This is a genomic window from Cupriavidus sp. D39 (assembly GCF_026627925.1).
GTDB classification, from domain to species: Bacteria; Pseudomonadota; Gammaproteobacteria; order Burkholderiales; family Burkholderiaceae; genus Cupriavidus; species Cupriavidus ulmosensis.
The window spans coordinates 78,688-98,574 of the sequence record NZ_JAPNLE010000007.1 but is presented as its reverse complement, the minus strand read 5'-3'; the positions used below and the strand labels follow the sequence as shown (position 1 = coordinate 98,574).

Annotated in this window: 17 protein-coding genes and 2 pseudogenes; 9 read left to right on the top strand and 10 right to left on the bottom strand. The window is 61.4% G+C overall.

Annotation, left to right across the window (positions count from 1 at the left end):
- Window positions 1-91 precede the first annotated feature (91 nt).
- The gene (locus OMK73_RS07360; protein WP_267601453.1) at window positions 92-1,021 is read right to left on the bottom strand and encodes a LysR substrate-binding domain-containing protein; all 930 of its coding nucleotides are present in this window, start codon (window positions 1,019-1,021) and stop codon (window positions 92-94) included.
- A gap of 312 nt (window positions 1,022-1,333) precedes the next feature.
- On the opposite strand from OMK73_RS07360, the gene OMK73_RS07350 reads away from it, so the two are divergent.
- From OMK73_RS07350 to OMK73_RS07315, 8 genes are all read left to right on the top strand, one after another.
- Window positions 1,334-2,775, top strand: a protein-coding gene (locus OMK73_RS07350) for an IS3 family transposase (protein WP_420715504.1) whose coding sequence is annotated in 2 segments (ribosomal slippage) — window positions 1,334-2,114 and window positions 2,114-2,775 — 1,443 coding nt in all. Because the reading frame shifts where the segments join, the coding sequence is not laid out codon by codon here.
- A 19-nt stretch (window positions 2,776-2,794) separates the two neighbouring features.
- Window positions 2,795-3,721 (top strand): DMT family transporter, encoded by a 927-nt coding sequence (locus tag OMK73_RS07345; RefSeq protein ID WP_267602056.1) that lies wholly within the window; start codon window positions 2,795-2,797, stop codon window positions 3,719-3,721.
- 65 nt (window positions 3,722-3,786) lie between these two features.
- A complete protein-coding gene (locus OMK73_RS07340) occupies window positions 3,787-4,023 on the top strand; it encodes a tautomerase family protein (RefSeq protein WP_267601452.1) in 237 nt (78 codons plus the stop codon).
- 293 nt (window positions 4,024-4,316) lie between these two features.
- Window positions 4,317-5,309: a quinone oxidoreductase family protein gene (locus OMK73_RS07335; protein ID WP_267601451.1), complete on the top strand. Its 993-nt coding sequence runs from the start codon at window positions 4,317-4,319 to the stop codon at window positions 5,307-5,309.
- A 345-nt stretch (window positions 5,310-5,654) separates the two neighbouring features.
- Window positions 5,655-6,926 (top strand): epoxide hydrolase family protein, encoded by a 1,272-nt coding sequence (locus OMK73_RS07330; RefSeq protein WP_420715485.1) that lies wholly within the window; start codon window positions 5,655-5,657, stop codon window positions 6,924-6,926.
- A gap of 113 nt (window positions 6,927-7,039) precedes the next feature.
- Window positions 7,040-7,858, top strand: a complete 819-nt coding sequence (locus tag OMK73_RS07325) for an enoyl-CoA hydratase/isomerase family protein (protein WP_267601450.1) — start codon at window positions 7,040-7,042, stop codon at window positions 7,856-7,858.
- A gap of 118 nt (window positions 7,859-7,976) precedes the next feature.
- Window positions 7,977-8,378, top strand: coding sequence for a cupin domain-containing protein (locus OMK73_RS07320; protein ID WP_267601449.1), 402 nt, complete (start codon window positions 7,977-7,979; stop codon window positions 8,376-8,378).
- Between the two features lie 91 nt (window positions 8,379-8,469).
- Window positions 8,470-9,258 (top strand): SDR family NAD(P)-dependent oxidoreductase, encoded by a 789-nt coding sequence (locus OMK73_RS07315; protein ID WP_267601448.1) that lies wholly within the window; start codon window positions 8,470-8,472, stop codon window positions 9,256-9,258.
- Between the two features lie 760 nt (window positions 9,259-10,018).
- Here the strand turns inward: OMK73_RS07315 and OMK73_RS07310 are convergent.
- Window positions 10,019-10,642, bottom strand: coding sequence for a hypothetical protein (locus tag OMK73_RS07310; protein WP_267601447.1), 624 nt, complete (start codon window positions 10,640-10,642; stop codon window positions 10,019-10,021).
- 172 nt (window positions 10,643-10,814) lie between these two features.
- Here OMK73_RS07310 and OMK73_RS07305 point away from each other — a divergent pair, with 172 nt between their 5' ends.
- Window positions 10,815-11,267, top strand: coding sequence for a hypothetical protein (locus OMK73_RS07305; protein WP_267601446.1), 453 nt, complete (start codon window positions 10,815-10,817; stop codon window positions 11,265-11,267).
- Between the two features lie 2 nt (window positions 11,268-11,269).
- Here OMK73_RS07305 and OMK73_RS07300 read toward each other — a convergent pair whose 3' ends face one another.
- The 8 genes and pseudogenes from OMK73_RS07300 to OMK73_RS07265 all read right to left on the bottom strand — a co-directional run bounded on the left by OMK73_RS07300 (window position 11,270) and on the right by OMK73_RS07265 (window position 19,789).
- Complete coding sequence (locus tag OMK73_RS07300; protein WP_267601445.1) at window positions 11,270-11,494, bottom strand: hypothetical protein; 225 nt, start codon at window positions 11,492-11,494, stop codon at window positions 11,270-11,272.
- Between the two features lie 136 nt (window positions 11,495-11,630).
- On the bottom strand, window positions 11,631-12,485 hold the full coding sequence (locus tag OMK73_RS07295; RefSeq protein WP_267601444.1) for a hypothetical protein: 855 nt from the start codon (window positions 12,483-12,485) through the stop codon (window positions 11,631-11,633).
- Between the two features lie 318 nt (window positions 12,486-12,803).
- Window positions 12,804-13,235: an HU family DNA-binding protein gene (locus OMK73_RS07290; RefSeq protein ID WP_267601443.1), complete on the bottom strand. Its 432-nt coding sequence runs from the start codon at window positions 13,233-13,235 to the stop codon at window positions 12,804-12,806.
- A 143-nt stretch (window positions 13,236-13,378) separates the two neighbouring features.
- Window positions 13,379-14,287 (bottom strand): tyrosine-type recombinase/integrase, encoded by a 909-nt coding sequence (locus tag OMK73_RS07285; protein ID WP_267602054.1) that lies wholly within the window; start codon window positions 14,285-14,287, stop codon window positions 13,379-13,381.
- Window positions 14,288-14,658: 371 nt separating this feature from the next.
- Window positions 14,659-15,988: pseudogene (locus tag OMK73_RS07280) on the bottom strand (IS701 family transposase).
- Window positions 15,989-16,195: 207 nt separating this feature from the next.
- Window positions 16,196-17,288 (bottom strand): annotated as a pseudogene (locus tag OMK73_RS07275) (IS5 family transposase).
- A gap of 317 nt (window positions 17,289-17,605) precedes the next feature.
- The gene (locus OMK73_RS38925) at window positions 17,606-17,884 is read right to left on the bottom strand and encodes a hypothetical protein (RefSeq protein WP_420715484.1); all 279 of its coding nucleotides are present in this window, start codon (window positions 17,882-17,884) and stop codon (window positions 17,606-17,608) included.
- Window positions 17,885-18,466: 582 nt separating this feature from the next.
- A complete protein-coding gene (locus tag OMK73_RS07265; protein ID WP_267602053.1) occupies window positions 18,467-19,789 on the bottom strand; it encodes an IS4 family transposase in 1,323 nt (440 codons plus the stop codon).
- Window positions 19,790-19,887 lie beyond the last annotated feature (98 nt).

Here is a 19,887-nt window from a genome sequence, read left to right as displayed (position 1 = left end):
GCTCGGCGGTAGCTCGGAGACATAGCCCCAAACATTGACCTTGGGGACATTGGCGATCTGGCTCACGCCCTCGACGATGCGTTTCAGGAGATCAGTTTTCTGCTCGCGCGTACGTCCCGCGCGAACGCGCCCATGCATTTGCCGCCATCCTTTCTGCAAACCACTGCTTCAGCGCTTTTCCACCTTCCTGAAGTTCCACCGCCTTCGGGTGCACGAGGTAGTACCCAAGCGATAGTGGAAACGCCTCGCTGAACGGTTCGACCAGCAATCCCTCCGCAATTTCCGCCTCGACAAGAATTGCACTGGTCAGCACCACCCCTTGCGCCTGGACTGCCGCCCCGATCGCCATCAGGGACTGGTCGAACTGGATGCCGGCGATGGCTTCGATTTGCCTGTCGGTGAGTTCGCTGTGGCGAGCCAGCCAGGCCGACCAGTGAGGATGAAGCGTGTTATGGAGCAACGTAGCCGCCTGAAGATCGTCGGGCCGCTTCAGTTCCCATTTCGCTGCATATGCCGGACTGCAGTACGCGCGGGCCTCGTCAGGGCAAAGCAGTTGTATCGAGAGTTGGGAATCGACCCCATTGAAGTGTCGAACAGCCAGATCAACTGCATCGAGCTCGAAATCCACGAGCGTGGTTGAGGTGCTCAGGCTCAGCGCAATGCCCGGATGTGCCTGCAGGAAGTCGGCCATTCGCGGCGCAAACCACTTTGCCGCGAAGCTGGGCGGCATGGATAGCCGTACGCCCTTATGCTTGCGCTCCCGCAAGCGCCGGCTCGCATGCACGATTTCGGCAAGGGCAGGTTGAATCTGCGCCATATACGCGCGTCCTTCCGCAGTGGGTGTCACCTGGCGGATCTGCCGGACGAACAGCGCCACGCCGAGCCAGTCTTCCAACTTCTGGATCTGCTGACCCACCGCACCGGGCGTCACCCCGAGTTCATCGGCTGCAAGAGTAAAACTACCGAGTCGCATTGCCGCCTCGAAAACAAACAAGGCCTTCAAGGGTGGAATGGGTCGCATGATGCAGTTTTTCTATTGCATGGGGAAATTTAAATCATTTGTAGTTCATCGGCGGCGTTACCACAATGAAGACTCGCAACACAGTTCGAGATTCTTCGCCATGAACCCCGCCCATCTCGCCTTCGCGGCGCTCGGCCCCCCGTGCCAATATGACGTGCGTCACCTATCCCTGATAGATTAGTGAGCAACGAGGTAGGTATGACCGTCAACAACTCATCCAAGGCAACGATGGCCGCCGTCAAGAATGTGTCCGATCCGGGCGCAACGCAAGGAGCCCGTAGGGCGACTGAAGAGGCGCCCGGATCGGCGACGCTGGCGTCAGCGTCCGGCACCGATTCAGAGGTCGTTGCTCGCGCTCGGCGCAGGCAATTTTCCAACGCCGACAAGCGCCGCATACTGGAGGCGGCTGACCGCTGCACCAAGCCCGGAGAGATCGGCGCGCTGATGCGCCATGAAGGCGTGTACTCGTCATCCTTGAGCACGTGGCGGCGCCAGCGCGAGGCTGCCGAACTGGCTGCCCTTGCCCCACAAAAGCGCGGACCCAAATTCGACGAGACTCGGGCCGAGGCGCGGCACATCGCGCAGCTCACGCGCGAGCGCGATAATCTCAGGAGGCGACTCGACAAGGCGCTGCTGGTGATCGACGTCCAAAAAACTTGCAGCCTTGCTGGGCAATCCGATCGACGACGACACCGACAAGCCGTAATGGCGGCTGTGCAAGAGCTCACTCCGGCCCTGGGCGCGAGCGCGGCCTGCCATGCCCTGGGCGTGCCGCGCGGCACGCCTGCCCGGCAGCGGGCCCACCTGCGTCGCATGGCCTTCATCGGTCCACTGCCACGGTCCACTGCCCGGCCCCGGCCACCGTTGGCTCTGGATGCCCTGGAAAACCAGGTGCTGCTGGACACCCTTAACAGCGAGCGCTTCGCCGACACCGCGCCGGCGGCGCTACACGCCACGTTGCTCGACGAGGGCCGCTACCTGGGCTCGGTGCGCACCATGTACCGGTTGCTGGCGGCCAATGGCGGCTCGCGCGAGCGACGCAACCAGCTTGTCCATCCGGCCTACACCAGGCCCGAGTTGCTGGCGCGCGCGCTAACCAAGTGTGGTCGTGGGACATCACCAAACTCAAGGGGCCAGCCAGGTGGACGTGCTTCCACCTCTACGTCATCCTGGACATCTTCAGCCGCCATGTCGTGGGCTGGTTGATCGCCGGGCGCGAGAGCGCGGAACTCGCTGAACAGCTCATCGCCGACAGCGTGGCACGCCACGATATCGCCCCCGGCGTGCTCACGCTTCATGCCGATCGCGGTGCCAGCATGCGCTCCAAACCGGTGGCCGCGTTGCTGGTCGACCTGGACATCACTAAAAGCCACAGCCGGCCTCACGTATCTGACGATAATCCCTTCTCGGAGTCGCAGTTCAAGACGATGAAGTACCGTCCGGACTTCCCCGCGCGCTTCGGCTGCATTGAGGATGCGCGCGCCCACTGCCAGGCATTCTTCGCCTGGTACAACACCGTGCATCGGCACTCGGGCATCGGATTCATGACGCCGCACAGCGTTCATTATGGGCTCGCCCAGGAGTTGCACCTCACCCGTCAGGCAGCACTCGACACAGCATTCCGGGCGTCCCCAAACAGATTTAAAGGGCGTCGCCCTGAACCACCGCGGCTGCCCACAGCAGTCTGGATCAACCCGCCGCCATCGGAGGCCATTACCCCAAACACACCACAGTCCGGCACAGTAAATTCATGAAGCCAGGTGACGCAAAGTCATTGACACGTTCCGCGGCCTCATCTGGGGCACCAACTTCATCTTCATGAAGTGGGCAAGCGTCTATCTTTCCGCCAGTCAGATCGTCTTCCTGCGCGTGCTCTTCGGCTTCCTGCCGCTACTGGCATGCGCGCTGTTCACCGGCGTGCTGAAATGGCGCCACTTGCGGCACGCGCATCACTTTGTCGTGATGTCGCTGCTTGCGACGGTGCTCTACTACTACGCTTTCGCGAAAGGATCGGCGCTCCTCGCGTCCGGCGTGGCCGGCATGCTCAGTGGCGCGATTCCGCTCGTTTCGTTCATTTGCGGTTGGGCGCTGTTGCGGCAGGAGCATCCCACGCGTCGGATGCTGGCTGGCATCCTCTGCGGGTTCGTCGGTGTTCTGCTGATCGCCCAGCCGTGGGGCTCGAACGATGCCGGCGTGAATCCGCTTGGAGTCGCCTACATGCTCGCGGGCGCGCTGAGCGTCGGGTGCTCATTCGTGTACGCGCGCCGCTTCCTTTCCGGCCTGGATCTATCGCCTCTCGCCCTTTCGACATGGCAAATCGGCTTTGCGCTCGTCATTGCCACATGCCTAACCGACTTCCATGGCATCGCACGCATTGCTGGCGACAGCCGGGCGCTCCTTGGCCTCGTGCTGGGTCTCGGTCTGTCCGGCACAGGGCTCGCGTTCATCCAGTACTACTTCATTGTCGGGCGACTTGGTGCACTGGGAGCTTCGAGCGTCACTTACATCCCGCCGGTGGTCGCATTGCTGATGGGCACGGCAATCGCGGGCGAATCGCTGCGGCCCGTCGACGCGGTAGCCATGGCCGCCATCCTTAGTGGCGTCTATCTGTTGCAAAGTCGGACGCATGCAAAGACGAAATCACTCGGAGCCAAATGCGACGAGTTCGGCCAGACCCGCTCGGTTCGCCAGGTCACCTGAAAGCTCGTGCCCTTGTGTCCCGCCATCCGACAGATTTTTTCCAGCTGATCATCAAGGAGACATTCATGCCGACCTATATCGTGTCCGCCGCCGCAGGACTGCTTTCGTCGCGGGCAAAGGAAGAACTCGCGGCTTCGATTACCGCATCGCACAATCAGGTCACCTGCGCGAATACGTTCTTCGCGCAGGTGATGTCCCAGGACATGCCGCATGGCAACTACTTCATGGGCGGCAGAGCACTTCGACACAATCAGGTGTTTGTGCATGGGCACGTGCGGGCAGGGCGGACACGCGAGCTGTAATCGCGCTGTTTCAATATCAAACCATGTTGGGAGACACCCGATGAATGCGCCCTTACAAGCAGCCTCAAGATCACCCGCGAAACCCTCGCCTGCTGGCGGGTGACCTTCCATCCCCCGATCAATGTGTTCAACGCCGGCTCCGTGCCAGGAGTTGGAGAGCAACTCCTACATCTCGCGGAGTCTGATTCAGAGCTATGTATCGCGGTGCTCGATTGCCCCAAGCCGGGCTTTCTCATCGCGCACTTCAGCTCGGCGGCCGGACCCAATAGCCAAACCACTGATGGAGAAGCGCTATGAAAGCCATCCAATATCAAGCTTACGGTAGCTATCAAGAAAACCGTTTAGTCGACCTGGAACGTCCGCAACCGAAGGACGGCGAGGTGCTCGTGGAAATGCGCACTGTCGGGATCAACCCTCTCGACAATACGTTCCGCTCCGGGCACATCTACATTTCCACCCCAGACAACCTGCCCCGCATTGGCGGTCAGTCGGGAGTGGGAGTCGTGGTCGAGACACGGAATGCTGATTTCAAAGCCGGCGATCGCGTCTTCGTCAGGGGACAGGGTTCGGGTCTGGTGGCCGATGGCACATGGCGCGAGTACGTGGCTACGCCAGCAGCCGGGCTTGCCCACGTACCTGCAGACGTGGACGACAATCATGCTGCAGCGTTTCTCGCGGGCGCGGGCTATCTGACCGGCTACCTGGCTCTGACGGAGATCGCGAAGTTCAAGCAGGGCCAAACAGTGCTGGCCCCCGCAATTGGCAGCGCCGTCGGCATGGAGACCGTTCAGATCGCGCGCCGCCTGGGCGCATCGCTCGCGATCTCGACCGCCGGTACGACTGAAAAGGCCGAGCAGGCTCGCGCAGACGGCTACGAGCATGTGATTGACCTGTCCAAGGAGAGCCTTAAAGACGGTGTGCTGCGTATCACCGAGGGGAAAGGCGTCGATATCGTGGTTGACGGCGTGAGCGGAAAGCTGACCGGCCAGGCGCTTGCCTCGCTCGCATTCGGCGGCACGGTCGTCGTAGTCGGTTACGCCGGTGGGCGAGAGGCGGAAGTGAGCATCACCGACATCATCTGGAAGGCCGCGACGATCCGCGGTTTCACCTTCAGGCTGTTTGCGCCGGAAACGGTTGCGGCAGCCAACAATACGATCCTCGGGTATCTGAAGGAGGGCGCGCTGGCGCCAAAGATCGCCAAGGTCTTCCCGCTGACAGAGGCCGCCGAGGCCGTTCGGTATCTGATCGAAGACCGTCCCTATGGGCGGGTAATCATGCGAGTCTAGGACTTCGCGGACCTGTGCTCGAGAAAGCCCTCGACCACCTCGCCAGGCTGGAGATCCCGGTTCTCACGGTGGTCCAGCGCGGCTGCGTCGGCGGAGGATTCGAACGCGCAAGGCCCACGTCATCGGTAACAGCCAACCGTCATGGGTCTTGACGGCGCAGGCGAATCGATTGCGCCGCCCATTACGCGTCCGAACTCGGCCACCACGTCACACTCGTGCGCGATACGACCGCGGCGCAAATACCGGAAATGATGCATGCCGCGCACGAGCTGAACGGCCCCACCTTCGCTCACGCCATTCTGATCACGGACGAACTCATCGCGTCCCCGAACTAGAGGCATAAACATGAAGCGTACGTACGCAGCCCTTGCGGCCACCCTTGCATTCTCTTTCTCGGTCATGGCCAGCCCGGCCCCCGCGGACGACGCCAGGGTCGTCCGTCCATTCCACGTCCAGGTTCCGGAGACGGCGCTCGCGGATCTGCGCAGTCGCATAGCGACGACCCGCTGGCCGGACCAGGAGACGGTTGCCGATCGGTCACAGGGTGCGCAGCTAGCCAAGCTGCAGAAGCTGGTTCGCTACTGGGGAACGAGCTACAACTGGCGCAAGGCCGAGGCCCAACTCAATGCCTTGCCGCAGTACATGACCACCATCGATGGGGTCGATATTCACTTCATCTGGGTGCGCTCCCCCAATCCGAACGCTCTGCCGCTGATCATGACCCACGGCTGGCCAGGCTCCGTGCTGGAGTTCGTCAAGGTCGTCGGCCCGCTCACCGATCCAGGCGCGCACGGGGGTAAGGCCGGGGATGCATTCGATGTCGTGATCCCGTCCATCCCTGGCTACGGCTTCTCCGCCAAGCCGACCGGCACCGGTTGGGACCCGGACCACATCGCTCGAGTCTGGGCGGAGCTGATGCACCGCCTCGGGTACATGCGCTACGTCGCCCAGGGGGGCGACTGGGGTGCTCCCATCACCAGTGCAATGGCGCGCCAGGCGCCCACAGGATTGGCAGGCATCCACGTCAACCTGCCGGCAACGGTGCCGCCGGAGGAGGCCGCGGCGCTTACCGTCGGCGGGCCCGCGCCGGCGGGACTGAGCGAGAAGGAACGCGCGACGTTCGACGTGCTCCTCACGTTCGCCAAACAGGGGAACTCGGCCTATAGCACGATGCTGGGAGCGCGGCCGCAGACGATCGGCTATGGCGTGACGGATTCACCGGCCTTCCTCGCGGCCTTCATGCTGGGGCATCCGGGCTTTGCCCGGTGGACGTACGGCGCCGACGCCAAAACGTCGCCCACGAAAGATGAGGTGCTTGACGACTTTACGCTGTACTGGCTGACGAACAGCGCAGCCTCCGCGGGAAGGCTCTACTGGGAGAATATGGGACGAAGCCCTCTTTTTGCGGCCGCACAGAAGACTGCCGAGATATCGCTGCCCGTGGCCGTCACGGTATTTCCCGAGGACGTCTATCGGCCCCCGGAGACTTGGGTCCGGCGCGCCTATCGCAACCTGATCTACTTCCACGAGGCCGACAAGGGCGGCCACTTCGCTGCCTGGGAACAGCCGCAGCTCTTTGCCGAGGAACTTCGCGCGGCGTTCCGATCGCTTCGCTAACCCTGACGGAGCCATCGTATGCAACGAATTGTCTTTCCGCTGATTGCAGTCGTGAAGGATTGCGACTATGCCTTCAGCCGCTACGCACCAACGCAACTGACTGGAACTCACACATGATCTTCGAGACCCTCAAGGTGGCCCGCGAAGAGGCGGTTCTGTTCGTGGAGATTGCCGCTCCGCCCATGAATCTTCTGGGGCCCGAACTGGTCCGCGACCTGGTCACCCTAATTCAGAGAGCCGAGGCCGATGACGCCTTCCAGGTGCTCGTGTTCAAGAGCGCCGATCCTGACTATTTCATTTCCCACGTCGATGTGACGCGGGTCAAGGAGTACCGGCAGGAGGCGGAAAAATTGCCAGGAGAAGCGTCACTCGCGCTCCTATTTCGCCATCTGAGCGCAAGCCGCCTCGTCACCATCGCGCAGATCGAAGGTCGGGCACGCGGCGCCGGCAGCGAGTTCGTGCTGGCGTGCGATATGCGCTTTGCCGCGCGGGAGTCGGCGATTTTCAGTCAGATGGAGCCGGCTTTCGGTTTGATCCCGGGCGGCGGCGCCGCCCAATACCTCGCGCGCCTCATGGGTCGCGGCCGGGCTCTCGAGGTCATGTTGAGCGCGGAGGACTACGACGCGGAGTTGGCTGAACGGTATGGCTGGATCAATCGAGCAATGCCGGCTGACGCGATCAGCGATTTCGTCAGATCGCTGGCTCGTCGGATCGCGAGGTTTCCGGCCGCCGGCCATGTTGTCGTCAAGGAACGGGTCAATGCAATCGCGCTCGCGCCCGCCGAGGACTTCCGCCGCGATTTCGATCTCTTCGGCGAGAGCATGCGAAGCCCGGAGGCGCAGGGGCGGATCCGAGCCGCAATGGAGCGCGGGTTCCAGACACGAGACGCGGAAATGACGCTGGCCCGGATGTTGGGCGACCTGGCCCGCTGACAGACAGTAGATGCTGATGTTCCGGAAGCAAGACGTACTCCTGCTTCGGGACGAAGCGTGGACCTTGTCGGTCTCATGCGTTCACTTACACGTTTCTAAACTACGCAAGGATGTTCATATGAAATCGACTCGCATCATCGCAGCGGCATTGCTGGTCGTCGGAAGTGGATTGGTGCTGCACATCGCACAGGCGCAACAACCGGGAATCCAGCGCACCGATCTTCTGCAGCGCGATCTAGGTGTACCCGAGCGCGAAGTCGTCCAGGTGCGTGTCGACTTCGACCGGGAAGCGGTCGCACCCATGCATTCGCATCCAGGCGAAGAGATTGCCTATGTCCTCGAAGGCAGCCTGGAGTATCAGCTTGAGGGCAAACCGCCGGTCACGCTCAAGGCCGGCGACGACCTGTTCATCCCAGCCGGAACTGCCCACTCGGCGAAAAATGTCGGCGGTGGCAAGGCGGCGGAGCTCGCGACGTACATCGTCAAGAAAGGGGCACCGCTCGTCGCGCCGGTCAGGTGAGCGCAACTTGACGTGACCCTGATTCACAAAACGGCTGCCATGTAATAGGGCGGCCGGCCTCTGCCAAACATCCTACCGAAGAGGCAACATCATGCAGCAAAAGCCGGCAGTCCTGATCACGGGCGCGTCTACTGGAATCGGCGCGGTATACGCAGATCGTTTTGCGCGTCGCGGTCACCCGATCGTGATGGTCGCGCGCGATACAGAGCGGATGCAGACACTCGCAGCACGGCTACGCGCTGAGACAGGCGTCGAGATCGAGATTCTCAAGGCCGACCTAAATGACCCCGCGGACGTCGCGAAGATCGAAACGCGCCTGCGCGATGACCCGAACCTCGGCGTCTTGGTGAACAATGCTGGCACCGCATTGCCTGGCACTTTCATCGAACAGAGCAGTGACGACGTGACGCGGCTGATCGGACTGAACGTCACGGCGCTCACCCGGCTCGCGAGCGCGGTGGCGCCGCGCTTTGGGCGCGCCGGACAGGGTGCAATTGTCAATGTTGCTTCGGTGGTCGGGCTCGCGCCGGAGCTAGGCATGACCGTGTACGGCGCTACGAAGGCGTTCGTGCTTTTTCTTTCTCAAGGCTTGCATCTCGAACTTGGCCCGAAAGGCGTCTATGTGCAGGCCGTTCTGCCGTCTGGGACGCGCACCGAAATCTGGCAACACGCCGGGCGGGACGTGAACAAGATCGAAGGCATGATGGAGGTCGATGAACTGGTGGATGCGGCACTGGTTGGGTTCGACAACCGCGAGACGGTGACGATTCCAACGCTGCCCGAGCTTGAGCAATGGCAGCAATATGACGCGGCTCGGCTTGTGATGTTGCCGAACTTCAGGCAAGAGCACGCTGCCACTCGTTATCGCCGCAAGATGTGATGGCCGGCTTGCCAGGTTTTGGCGCTACTAGCCGCGAGCGGGCATCGCCACGTACGCGCATACGTAGAAGTCCGTTTGGTTCGAACCGTTAAATCACTTTCTCCTCGGCCAATCCAGCCGAGGCAGAACCTGGTTCGAGTACCTTCGATACGGTGGAGAACTGTGGATACATCCTTGTGCAAACGCCCTGAGCATGTCAGTGAACGGGGAGCAGGATTCGGGTTAGATCATCAGCCTCGCTACTGATTGCAGCAAGGACCACCCGCGGTGCCGGCACCCATTGGACGGGTTGGCTCGCTGGTGGGCTGTAGTCACCAGGCAACGTTCGCGCGCTGGTTCGTGGCGCGGTTTGGCATGACACCCTGGGGCTGGCGGGCCGCGAACTTGAAACGACAGTTCGTTTGATTGAAGACGAGAGGTCGCATCAAAGTCGGATCCTGTTAGAGGCCGGCACCAACGGCCGCTTGCCGCCTTTCAGCGAACACTTGACGGCCCAGCGTCGGATGCCCGCTTATCAGCGATAGTGTTGAGAAACTCTGTAGACCCCATTTCCGGCGAGATTTCAGGGGTACCCGAACCCCCAACCGATCGACGATCGTGCAATACAGGCCGATCTGAGAGGTCGACTTCTGGCAGTCACGGACGGCGACCCGCTCGTATCGAGTTTTTCAACACTATCCAGCCAAACCAGCCCTTCAGGTCGGAGGTGGCGAATGTCCGTAAGGGGCTGCGGCCGTCGCCCCCATTCTGCGCCAGGTTGTCAGCGTGACTCTAACCATCCGGCAATTCGGCGAAGCTCCTTAAAAAGGCCACGCCCGGGTAGGGCGTGGCTCGGTACATCAGAGGTTGCTGCAGTCGACAAAATGCCAGGCGTGATTGTCACGCCGGATCGCGGGGTAGACCGAGAAGAACAAGCGGAAATCCGGCTGGCCGTTCTCTGCGAAGTGGTAGACGACAACGGGCTTTTGTTCCAGTCCCTTTCGTTGGTCCGCCCGGCGCCCGGCAGCGAGCGCAGTAGCACGTCCGTCTCGTCGTCCATTTCGGTGCGACAGTACAATCCGAGCCGCTGCATCGCAGATGAGGTGGGTTGCGCGTTCCGCATCTGCTCACGTAGGACTCGCAGATACCCCTCCGGTCGCAATGTGCGGCCCTTGAGCCGCAGGCCTTCACTCTCGCAAGAGGCCGCGAGTAGGCAGCCGTCCTCGAGCACTTCCTCTAGCCTGCCGATCGCGATGGCACCCCATGACCACGAGCGCTTGTTGTCGAAGCCGTAGCAATTGCTATCGCCACCTTCCGCCAGGACGATGTAGCGATCCTGAGCATCCGGGAACTCGCTACCGTCGACTCTGAAGGTGCGATGAGCATACTCGATGCGGTAGCTCATGCCAGTTCTCCGAATAGGTCGGGCTGCAGGGCGGTTCCGGCCAGTGCGCGCGTCCGGAGTGAAACTGCGCGGGTTGGGTCATTCTCTCGGCATCGTAGTAGCTCCTGGCCGCGAATTGCGCGAACACGCGCCATGCCCGTGGTGAGGCGAGGTCGAATTCGATTCGCCACTGTTGGCCGACTGGATCCGCGGGATACTGAGAAAGCAGGGCATCTATGTCGTCGATGCCCAACTCCTCGAGGAGGTAGCCTCCCTTATTGCAGCGCTCGACGGTGAGGTCGAAGGTGGCGACGCCGGAGACAGCGATCTGCAGGTTCGCTATGCGGGTGTGGCACACCCGGACGGCAGTTCGCCAAGTGGCCAGCTATTTCTCCGGACTCACCTGTTGGCCGTATTGCAGAAGCCGTCCCCGCACGGTAAGGGGTGTCCGAAGCCGGCAGATCAGTTCGATTGCGCTGCTCGCCGGAAGCTGGCGACTAGGATGGCCGGTCAGTGCGGTCAGATTGGTGTGGTGGCCGGTCTGGTCCCAGATGATCGGGAGTTCGGTAGAGGAGCCAGGGTACTCCCCGAATACGTTCCTGGGAAGACGACGATAGCCTGCCGGATTTCGTTGATCATGCAGTGATCCTATTGCAGTCGGACGAACGGCGTAGCTGGGTCGGCAAACGGGCGTGCCGCTTGCGAAGCCCAGACTTGCTTGGCCGGGCGTCCGTAGACGATGACGGCGCCGGTGATTGGCGTGTCTTCCAAGTGCGTGATGCGCGGATCGGTGGTGAGGCAGATGCCAATGCTGGCCGTCTGCAGGCTGTCGAGGGGCTGGCAGTCGCCGAGCTGGGTATTGTTGAGGTCCATCGTTCGCTCCTTTGCGTCATACGACGCAGTTGAAAGAAGCGCAGGGGAAACCCTGTCCCAAGGCGGTTGCCTGGCGAAAGGATTCCGAACGGCCTAGCAGGTGTACCGCCCTGGCGCAGGCCAGGGCGGAGAGGGGTTACGACTTCGGCGCGGGCCTCGCCGAGTCAAAGTAGGCACGTTCGGCGTCGGCGATACGGACATGACCGACGGCGGCGAACAGGGTGCCAAAGTGGCGGACGGCCGCGTAGGCGGCAAAGCGGCGTAGCACTGCGATTTCCTTCAGGGAGGGTTCGCGCGCTACCGCCATTGCGATGTTGGCGATCGGGCTTTGTGCCGGTCGGCGCTCCACCGTGAGCGTCACGCGCGCAAAGGTCTCGCCGTTCTTCTTGATGGTGCCCGAGACAAATCGGTAGGTCTGCGCTTGGTTGTTGATGAGCGCGAGCGCCTTCTCCTGTGTGCATGGGCGCATTCTGCCGGTCCCAACGTCCAGGTGATGGATGTGCAGGGGATGGCCGGTGATGGCCGGATCCCTGGCCTCCAGCACGGCGTTACCCTCACGCTTTGTGATTTCGTCCAGGTCGAGCATGACGAGATGCGTCGCCGTGGCGGTCACGAACCAGAGCATGTCGGTGGCATTCTGCCACTCATCCAGATAGGCCCGATCGTGCTTGTAGAAGTCGTCCTGGTAGTGCTGCAGCGGCTTCAGCGGACCTTCGACGAAGGCACGCATCTGCTCGAAGAGCGTTTGGGACGGGAACCCTCGGGCGTGGATCAGCGCCATGGCGGCATCGTCCTTGGTCCCGAAATATCCCAGAGGCTTGCTGCCCTGCTCGGCGCACCATTGACCGTCTCCGCCAATGAGCGAGCCGGCGCGCAGGCCATTGATCGCGGAGTAGACATCGTAGCGGCCGGACGCGAACTCCTCCAGGCGGAAGATCTGGTTTTGGCCTGCTACCCGCGCGGCGGGTTGAGTTTCGATTGCGGTATTCAACGTTTTCTCCTTCTGCCGAAATCTCGGCGTTAAAAAGGAGATGAGCGCGAAGAGAGGCGCATGCCGATGCCAATTGGAATGGGCAGACGCTCTATGGACAAAGCTGGCGGGGTGCGTTGAGCGGTTGATCTGTCAACGGGTCGGTGTACTGTTTGCTTCCTGCCGCTGTTGCGACAGCTCCAATCATAGCGGCTTCTGCGGCGATTTGGCAGGCGGATTCGGCGGACAGCACGCGTCTCGCGACCGTGGGTTGCGAAACGTTCTAATTGTCGTGCGCCGGGATGCCCTGCAAGGGTATCCGGCGGCGCGATGCGTTGCTTAGAGGGCGGCGTCCTTGAGCTTCTTCAGCGGGCGAACCTTCACCTTGACGGTTGCCGGCTTGGCTGCGAACCACTGGTCTTCGCCGGTGAACGGGTTCTTGCCGAAACGCTTCTTGGTCGCCGGTACCTGGGTGGCCACCACCTTGAACAGGCCGGGGAGGGTGAACTCGCCTGCGCCCTTCTTGTGCACGGCGCTCAGGACCGTGTTTTCCAGATGAGCCAATACGGTCTTCACGGTCTTGGCATCCAGCTCGGTCTTTGCGACCAGGTGGGCGAGCAGGCTGGACTTGTTGAATTTATCCGCCAGTGGCTTGGCGACGGGTGCAGCTGTTGCTGCAGTCTTCTTGGCCGGTGCCGCCTTCTTGGCCGGTGCTACCTTTTTGGCCACAGGCGTGGCGTTCTTCGCGACAGGTTTAGTTTTGGTTGCCATATGGACGGGTACTCGTTGTCGGTTAAGTGAGGCGCCAGCGTGCCGGCGGCATTGGCGCTGCGTGGAGGATAGCAAAATCTAGGCAAACTGTGACCAACCGTCGTGTTTCCAACACTGTTGCAGGCTCGATCAGGCGCCGACGCCTATTCGATCGTGGCGGCGATTCGGTCGCAGGTTCTTGAGCTGACCAAGCCCATCAGCTTGCTGACATCCTCGCTCGAGCGGCCAGCTAGCAGCTGGCGTCGGCAGAACGTGTTTCGCAGGATCCGGGGGCTCATATCGTCCGCCTCGAAATCAATTATCCCGAGCGCTGCGCGCACGATCCTTCCCAAGCTCATCTCCGCGATCGGAATGCCGCTAGGCTTGAGCGAGAACACCAGATCCCCGGAGTAGGGCAGGGAGGCACGGCGTTCGAGCCATGCCGAAAGGATGGGCACGGCGAACGAGTCCAGATGCACGGTGCGGGTGACACGCGCGCCATGCGCAGGAACATGAAGATAGGGCGGCGCGGCCGCGGGCTGCAGGTCGACCACCTGGGCAACTCGGCTCTCCGCGACCGTGACACCGGTTCCCAGGAAAAACGCGACGATTGCTCTGCTGCGCAGCATCGCGAGATCGTCGCCAGCATGCGGCTGAACATAGGCCTGCAGCCGCGCATCGGCGTCTTCTGGGAGGAAGATCGGAGCAGGATCGTCCTTTGGCCACTGACCGTCGCGTACCAATTTCTCGGCAGGATTGCCTTGTCGCACGCCGATGGCTACCAGGTGGCGGCACAGCCGGTCGAGCAGTTTCAGGTATCGCATGCGGGTGGCAGCACTGTAGCTGCTAGCCTCCGGCACCTGCCAGAAGGCGGCGATGTGGTCGGAGCCGAAGGTGGCCAGGGTCTCGTCGACCGCGAACAGGTGCCGTCGGAAGCGTTCGAACATCGCCTCGTGCTGGACGATGGAGCGCGCGGAGAACGGGCGCCGGTCCGCGCCGGCGGCCTCGCGGGCTTGCCAGTCGGCATAGGCGAGGGTCGGATTAGTTAGCCAGAGGCGGTCGATTTGGTTCATTCCAGAAGTTATATACTGAAAGTCGATCTTCGCAACCACCTACCGCCTCTTCGAGGCGGCTGCTGCTTCCAAACGGGCCGGGGGCGAATGCCCGGAGGGGCGTGCCGGGGTCCATCGACGTTTGGTAAGCTCTCCATCTTGCAGTGTTAGCTGGCGCTGGAGAATCCGGAATGCAGAGGATAGAGATGCGATGGCTATGGTTGTGTCCACAAACCTTGAGAAGAGAGATGCGACAGGCCCCTATCGCCCCTTCTCTGCCATTGGTGTCCTAATTTACTAACGTCCAGTTAGTTCTACTGTGTCATAAATTGAACCGACCCTCTATTGAAGCGCAGCATGGGCAAAGCCCAAGGCTGGGCATCAGGTGGAAGCTAAGGTGGTGACGGAGTGTGGTGATCGAATTTGTCACGTGTCGCTGCGCGCGCAGGGCTGCCACGGGGGATGTAATCCGCGGGAAGCGCAGGGACTTGGCGTTCGAGGAAGTTTTTTTACCCCTTCAGAGTTGTCGGCGGTGAGTCGCTCGGCCATCAGGAAGCCATAGGCTGCAATGCTCAGCGTCGCGTGATGGTGGAATCCGCGCCAGCCTCGCCCTTCGTAATGACCAAGACCGAGCTCTTGTTTCAAGTCTTGGTAATCGCGCTCAATACGCCAACGCATTTTGGTCACGAATACCAGTTGTTCAATCAGCGCATCGGCCGGTGCGGTGGACAAGAAGTATTTGGTTGGCTCTGATTCACCTTCAGGCCATTCGACCAGCAACCACTCTTCGTCGCGCAAGGAGCTGCGCCAATAGTCCCGATGTGCCGGGCGAACACGCACGGCCACAAATCGCGACGTAAGGGCAGTGTTGGTGCCCTCCCGCCAAGTCACCGCCTGGAAAGCACTCGCGGGTAAAGTCATAGCCAGGGTCTTCACCGAAACAGGCTCATGGCCCGGTGCGCGACGCAGCAACTTCGGTGGTCTGCCGCGACCGGTGGCTGGTTTAGCCGGCAACGGCGAGATACCCGGCGGCCACACCGTCGTCGTGGAGCGAATCCCAACTGCGTAAAGCATACCCAGCTCGGTCAGGCTTTCGCGAAACCCCGTTTCATCGCCATACGCTGCGTCGGCCAGCACGACCCCGGCAGGCACGCCGGCTGCAATCGCCTCGCGTACCTGCGCCAGTGCAATTTCCGGCTTGGTGGCAAATGAGATCTCGTCTGGCACTCCCGCCTTCTGGCGACGACCGGCATCGTCGGCCCATTCCTTGGGGAGATAAAGCTGATATGCAATGGGAAGGCTGCCTTGCTCCGTGGCCAGCGACAGGCTGACTGCCACCTGGCAGTTGTCCTGTTTGCCAAGCTGGCCGCAATATTGGCGCGCCACACCCACAGAATGTTTGCCTTTCTTCGGAAAGCCCGTGTCGTCAATGATCCAATAACGACCGCTTGGCGCTTGCAGTAAAGGCTGCACCCATTCCCGGACGCGCCTCATCAACGCCGCATCCGACCAATCAGATTTAGAGACGAAGTGGTGCAGCGACTGATGCCGGGCACTGGCATGCAGTGGGTCAACCCGTGCCGCCATCGGTTCGATACTCTTGCGTGACAACGGCAGCATCAGCCCAGTGCAATAGCTTTCCAAGCCGGCCCGGCGATCTGCATGCCCCAATCCTTCCGCCAAGTAGTTCATGTACTCCGCAAATCGGTCGCTCGTGCTCATGCACTCTCCACTTCGAATGAAGAAGTACATATAATGCGCTATTTTTTGTGACACAGTAAGATTAACAGCTGAAATACGTCCCGCGCAACGCGCGAGTTTTCCCGCTCGCGTGGCGACGGCTCTGTTTTTTCCACATCCTGAAACTCAGGCGTAATTTCGTCGGCTTTTCGACCGCCTGACGCCTGTTTTCCGCCCGCTTTTTCGCCTTTATCGCTGCTGCAGGCGGATTTGTCCCAGCGATCGTATCCGCACGAGGTTGTAGGCGGCCATCGTCAACACAAACATCTGGTCGACTCTCTTCAGTCCGCGCACCATCACTTGACGTATGCCACCCACCGTCTTGGCCCAGCCGAAGCCTTGCTCGATCAGCTTTCGCTTTTGCTGAGAGATCGCATAGCCTGCGCTGGCAGCAATCGGATCGGGCACCGCGGAGCGTCGCCCGTTGGTGTTTTGAGCCACGTGCGGCATGACCCTCATCCTCAGGCACGCTTCGACGAACTCCGCTGCGTCATAGCCCTTGTCTGCACCGAGCGGGAGCACCGTGCTTGGATCCTCAACGGCCTGCCGAGCATCGTTGATCATGACCTTGGCGGCCTCGCGTTCTGCGCAACGATCCGCAACTGTCACCATGGCGCCGGCCACCAGGCCATGACGGTTGTCGCTCAGGGTGTGTCCCATGTAGCGCAGTGCACTGGCAGTATTGCCTTTGCGGAACAGTCGAGCATGGGGATCCGTCTTGGACTCGTGGGTCTTGTTGCTCCGCTTACGGCCTTTGAAGTCGCCGCCGTTGTCGTCGTCCTCACCGTCCTTGCGCACAAAGCTCTTGTGGCCAGCCCAAGCCTGGATCAATGTGCCGTCCACGCTGAAGTGTTCGCCGGACAGCCAGCTCTTCTTCTGCGCGATAGCCAGCACTTCGTTGAAGAACTCGATCACCGCATCATGCTTGATCAGCCGTTCTCGATTCTTGGTGAACACCGTGGGCACCCAGACCGCGTCGTCCATGGCCAGACCGATGAACCAGCGAAACGGCAGGTTGTATTGCGTCTGTTCCATGAGTTGACGTTCAGATCGGATGCTGTAAAACACCTGCAGCAGCATGGCCCGCAACAGCTTCTCTGGCGCGATGCTGGGGCGACCGCCCTTGATATCTGCCTCGTACACCTCGGCGAACAGGCGGTCCATCTTTGCCAACGCCTGATTGGCCATGGCGCGAATCGAGCGCAGCGGATGCGACTGGGGGACGAAGTCTTCCAGACGTCGCATGTTGAACGAGCTCAGTGAAAGTATCTGCGCCGCGCATCGAATGTTCAGGGTCGTGTGAGGTTCTCATTTCAACGCATCAACCAGACTTGGCGCTGACTTCCGTCGGAGGTATTTCAGCAGCCTGTTAACGCGCGCTCGTTCGCAAGCGCACGCCTCTCCCGGCCGATACTGAAGTGAACTGGCCCTCCGGCCCCAGCTTGCCGGTGACAAAAATTAGTTCGCAACGTGCAAACGATTGTCCAGCAAGGGCGGGCGCGAACTTAACCGAAATCGCCCGGCGGGCGACGGATTTACCGCCGCAACGGTGACACATTTAGTTCGGTCTACGGGTGAGCAGACCTCCCGCCGTTTTCTTCACCCTCCATGCCAACCGCCTTTCCTGAAATCTCCGGGGCTCAGTCCTTGCGCGAGCGCGCTGACGCTGTCCTGTGGATCAAGTCCCAGATGACCCGCCTCGGGCTGACCTACGAACACCTCCTGGCGGCAGGCTGTTTCGAGGCGCCCGGCGTGGCCGGAGGCCCTGCCACGGGCGTCATCCGATTCCGGGATGCCGATGGGCACGCCTGGAATGGCGTTGGCGAACTGCCAGATTGGCTGCAGCGCCCCGTCAATGCCGGGCAGTCGATTGAGCATTTTCGCCTCAAACGAGAGGAATAGCTTGGGCCGAAGGCCGTTCCCGACCCATCTGAGTCTTTCGGTTCCACACAACCAATGGCAGCAATCTGACGCAATGCAGCCGCTCGGGCGTCGAGGTCAATGGTTGACCACGGGGCCTACTTCCGCAGAACCATCATTAATGGTTGCTCAACACCAATCTCGTCGGCGCTGCCCAACGGATACTGTTGGACGTCATGCACAACGTGGCAAGCGGCTAGAGGAAGCCCAACCGACCCTACGAGCCAGTCAAAGAACATGCGCAACTGGATCCAATCTACAGACCTGCCAGTGCCGGCCTCCGGCGATGGTCCTGGGAATTCTCTGCGAGGGTTCTTCACGCTGTCTCTTGTTGAAACCTGCCGCGCTTGGACGGAACGTGTCAATGACTTTGCGTCACCTGGCTTCATGAATTTACTGTGCCGGGCTGTGGTGTGTTTGGGGTAATGGCCTCCGATGGCGGCGGGTTGATCCAGACTGCTGTGGGCAGCCGCGGTGGTTCAGGGCGACGCCCTTTAAACCTGTTTGGGGACGCCCTAAATGCCACCCCTTTCAAGGTGATTAGACGACACGTCCAGCCTTGATGACACGGGCGGTAGAAACATGCCGCCGTGCTACGCATCCGGCCACATAGCCTTTCTTCTTCGGCGCTTTCGGTCCCCGCGTATGTTTGCGCATCGCGCGGGGATCAACGTGCGTCGCCATCTTGATCAACTCGCGACCGAGCTGAGCTGGGGTGAGGAGGTCATAGGCCTGCCACACCTCGGGCGGCACCGCGATCATCATGCCGGCATAAGTTGCCCGGATTTCGCTGGCGAGGTAATACGGTGAGAGCTCGATGTCGCTGGTATCCAGCTCATGCCGGATTCTCACCGCAGTCGCAATCACGCTCAGTACGTTATACGCGAGCGCCGCCACGCCGAAGGCCAGCAGCGCCGCGCGCGGTTGGCTCAACGAACGAATCTCACTGTTGAGCACCGATTCCAGCCGCTGAAACATATTCTCTATGCTCCAGCGTCGCCGGTATAGCCGGGCGACGGCCTCGGCCGTCAGATGGGCGGCCGGGACATTGGTCAGCAGGCGGATGACGGTGTCACCGTCCTCGGTGGCGCCATCCAGATGTAGCTCGATGCGCCGCAGCACCAGCGGCGCGTTCGATTCATCTGGGATGCTGACCGCTTGCTCGTACACGATGCCGGTTTCGACCCGGCCCATTTCGCGTAACGGCTCCAGCTCGCTGGGGCTCGGATTGCGGCCGTGCTCCCGCACGATGAAGGCGCTGCCGCGACGCTGCCAGCCGGCAAGAATCGCCCGGGTGCTGAAGTTGCGATCGGCGATCCACAGCTCGGCCGGCTGAGCCGATGCGAGCAGGGTTTCCATGATGGCCCGCTCCTGGGCATGCGCATCTTCACAGGGCACCAGATCAACGATCATCGCTGTGTCCGGGTCATAGACGACCAATGACTGCCCCGGCAAGGCCGCGCCCCGAAACCCACGTAATGGTTTCAGGCGCTTTTCGCTCGCCGGCAAATGGCTGCCATCCACGATGCGCAGGCGATAGCCGTCCACCGAGGGCGGCTGCTTGCGCAACATCGGTTGCACGACCGGCCCCAGCCGCCGCGCGCTGCCTTGCACCAGGGCACGAACCAGTCCGGGCTCGGTCCGGCTGATCTTGTCGTACAGCGCGGTGATGGAAACCGGCAACGCCGGACTGGCCTTGGCCGCCGCATGCACCGACGGGCGCAGCCCCACGGCGACCAGTGACATGATTTCCACCGTCGTCGAGAACAATAGCTCCCGCGTGTACTGCGTTTCACGCTCTTGCTCGAACAACTGGTCGATCCAGGCCGGATCAAGGGCGCGTTGCAACCCCAGGCGCGCCATCACGCTGATCGGGCTGTGTTCGAGAAAGCGTTCCACCACTGCGTCCACTATCACGCCATTGACTCCGGTTTCTGTTCGAGAGCACGGAGGGTGCCCTA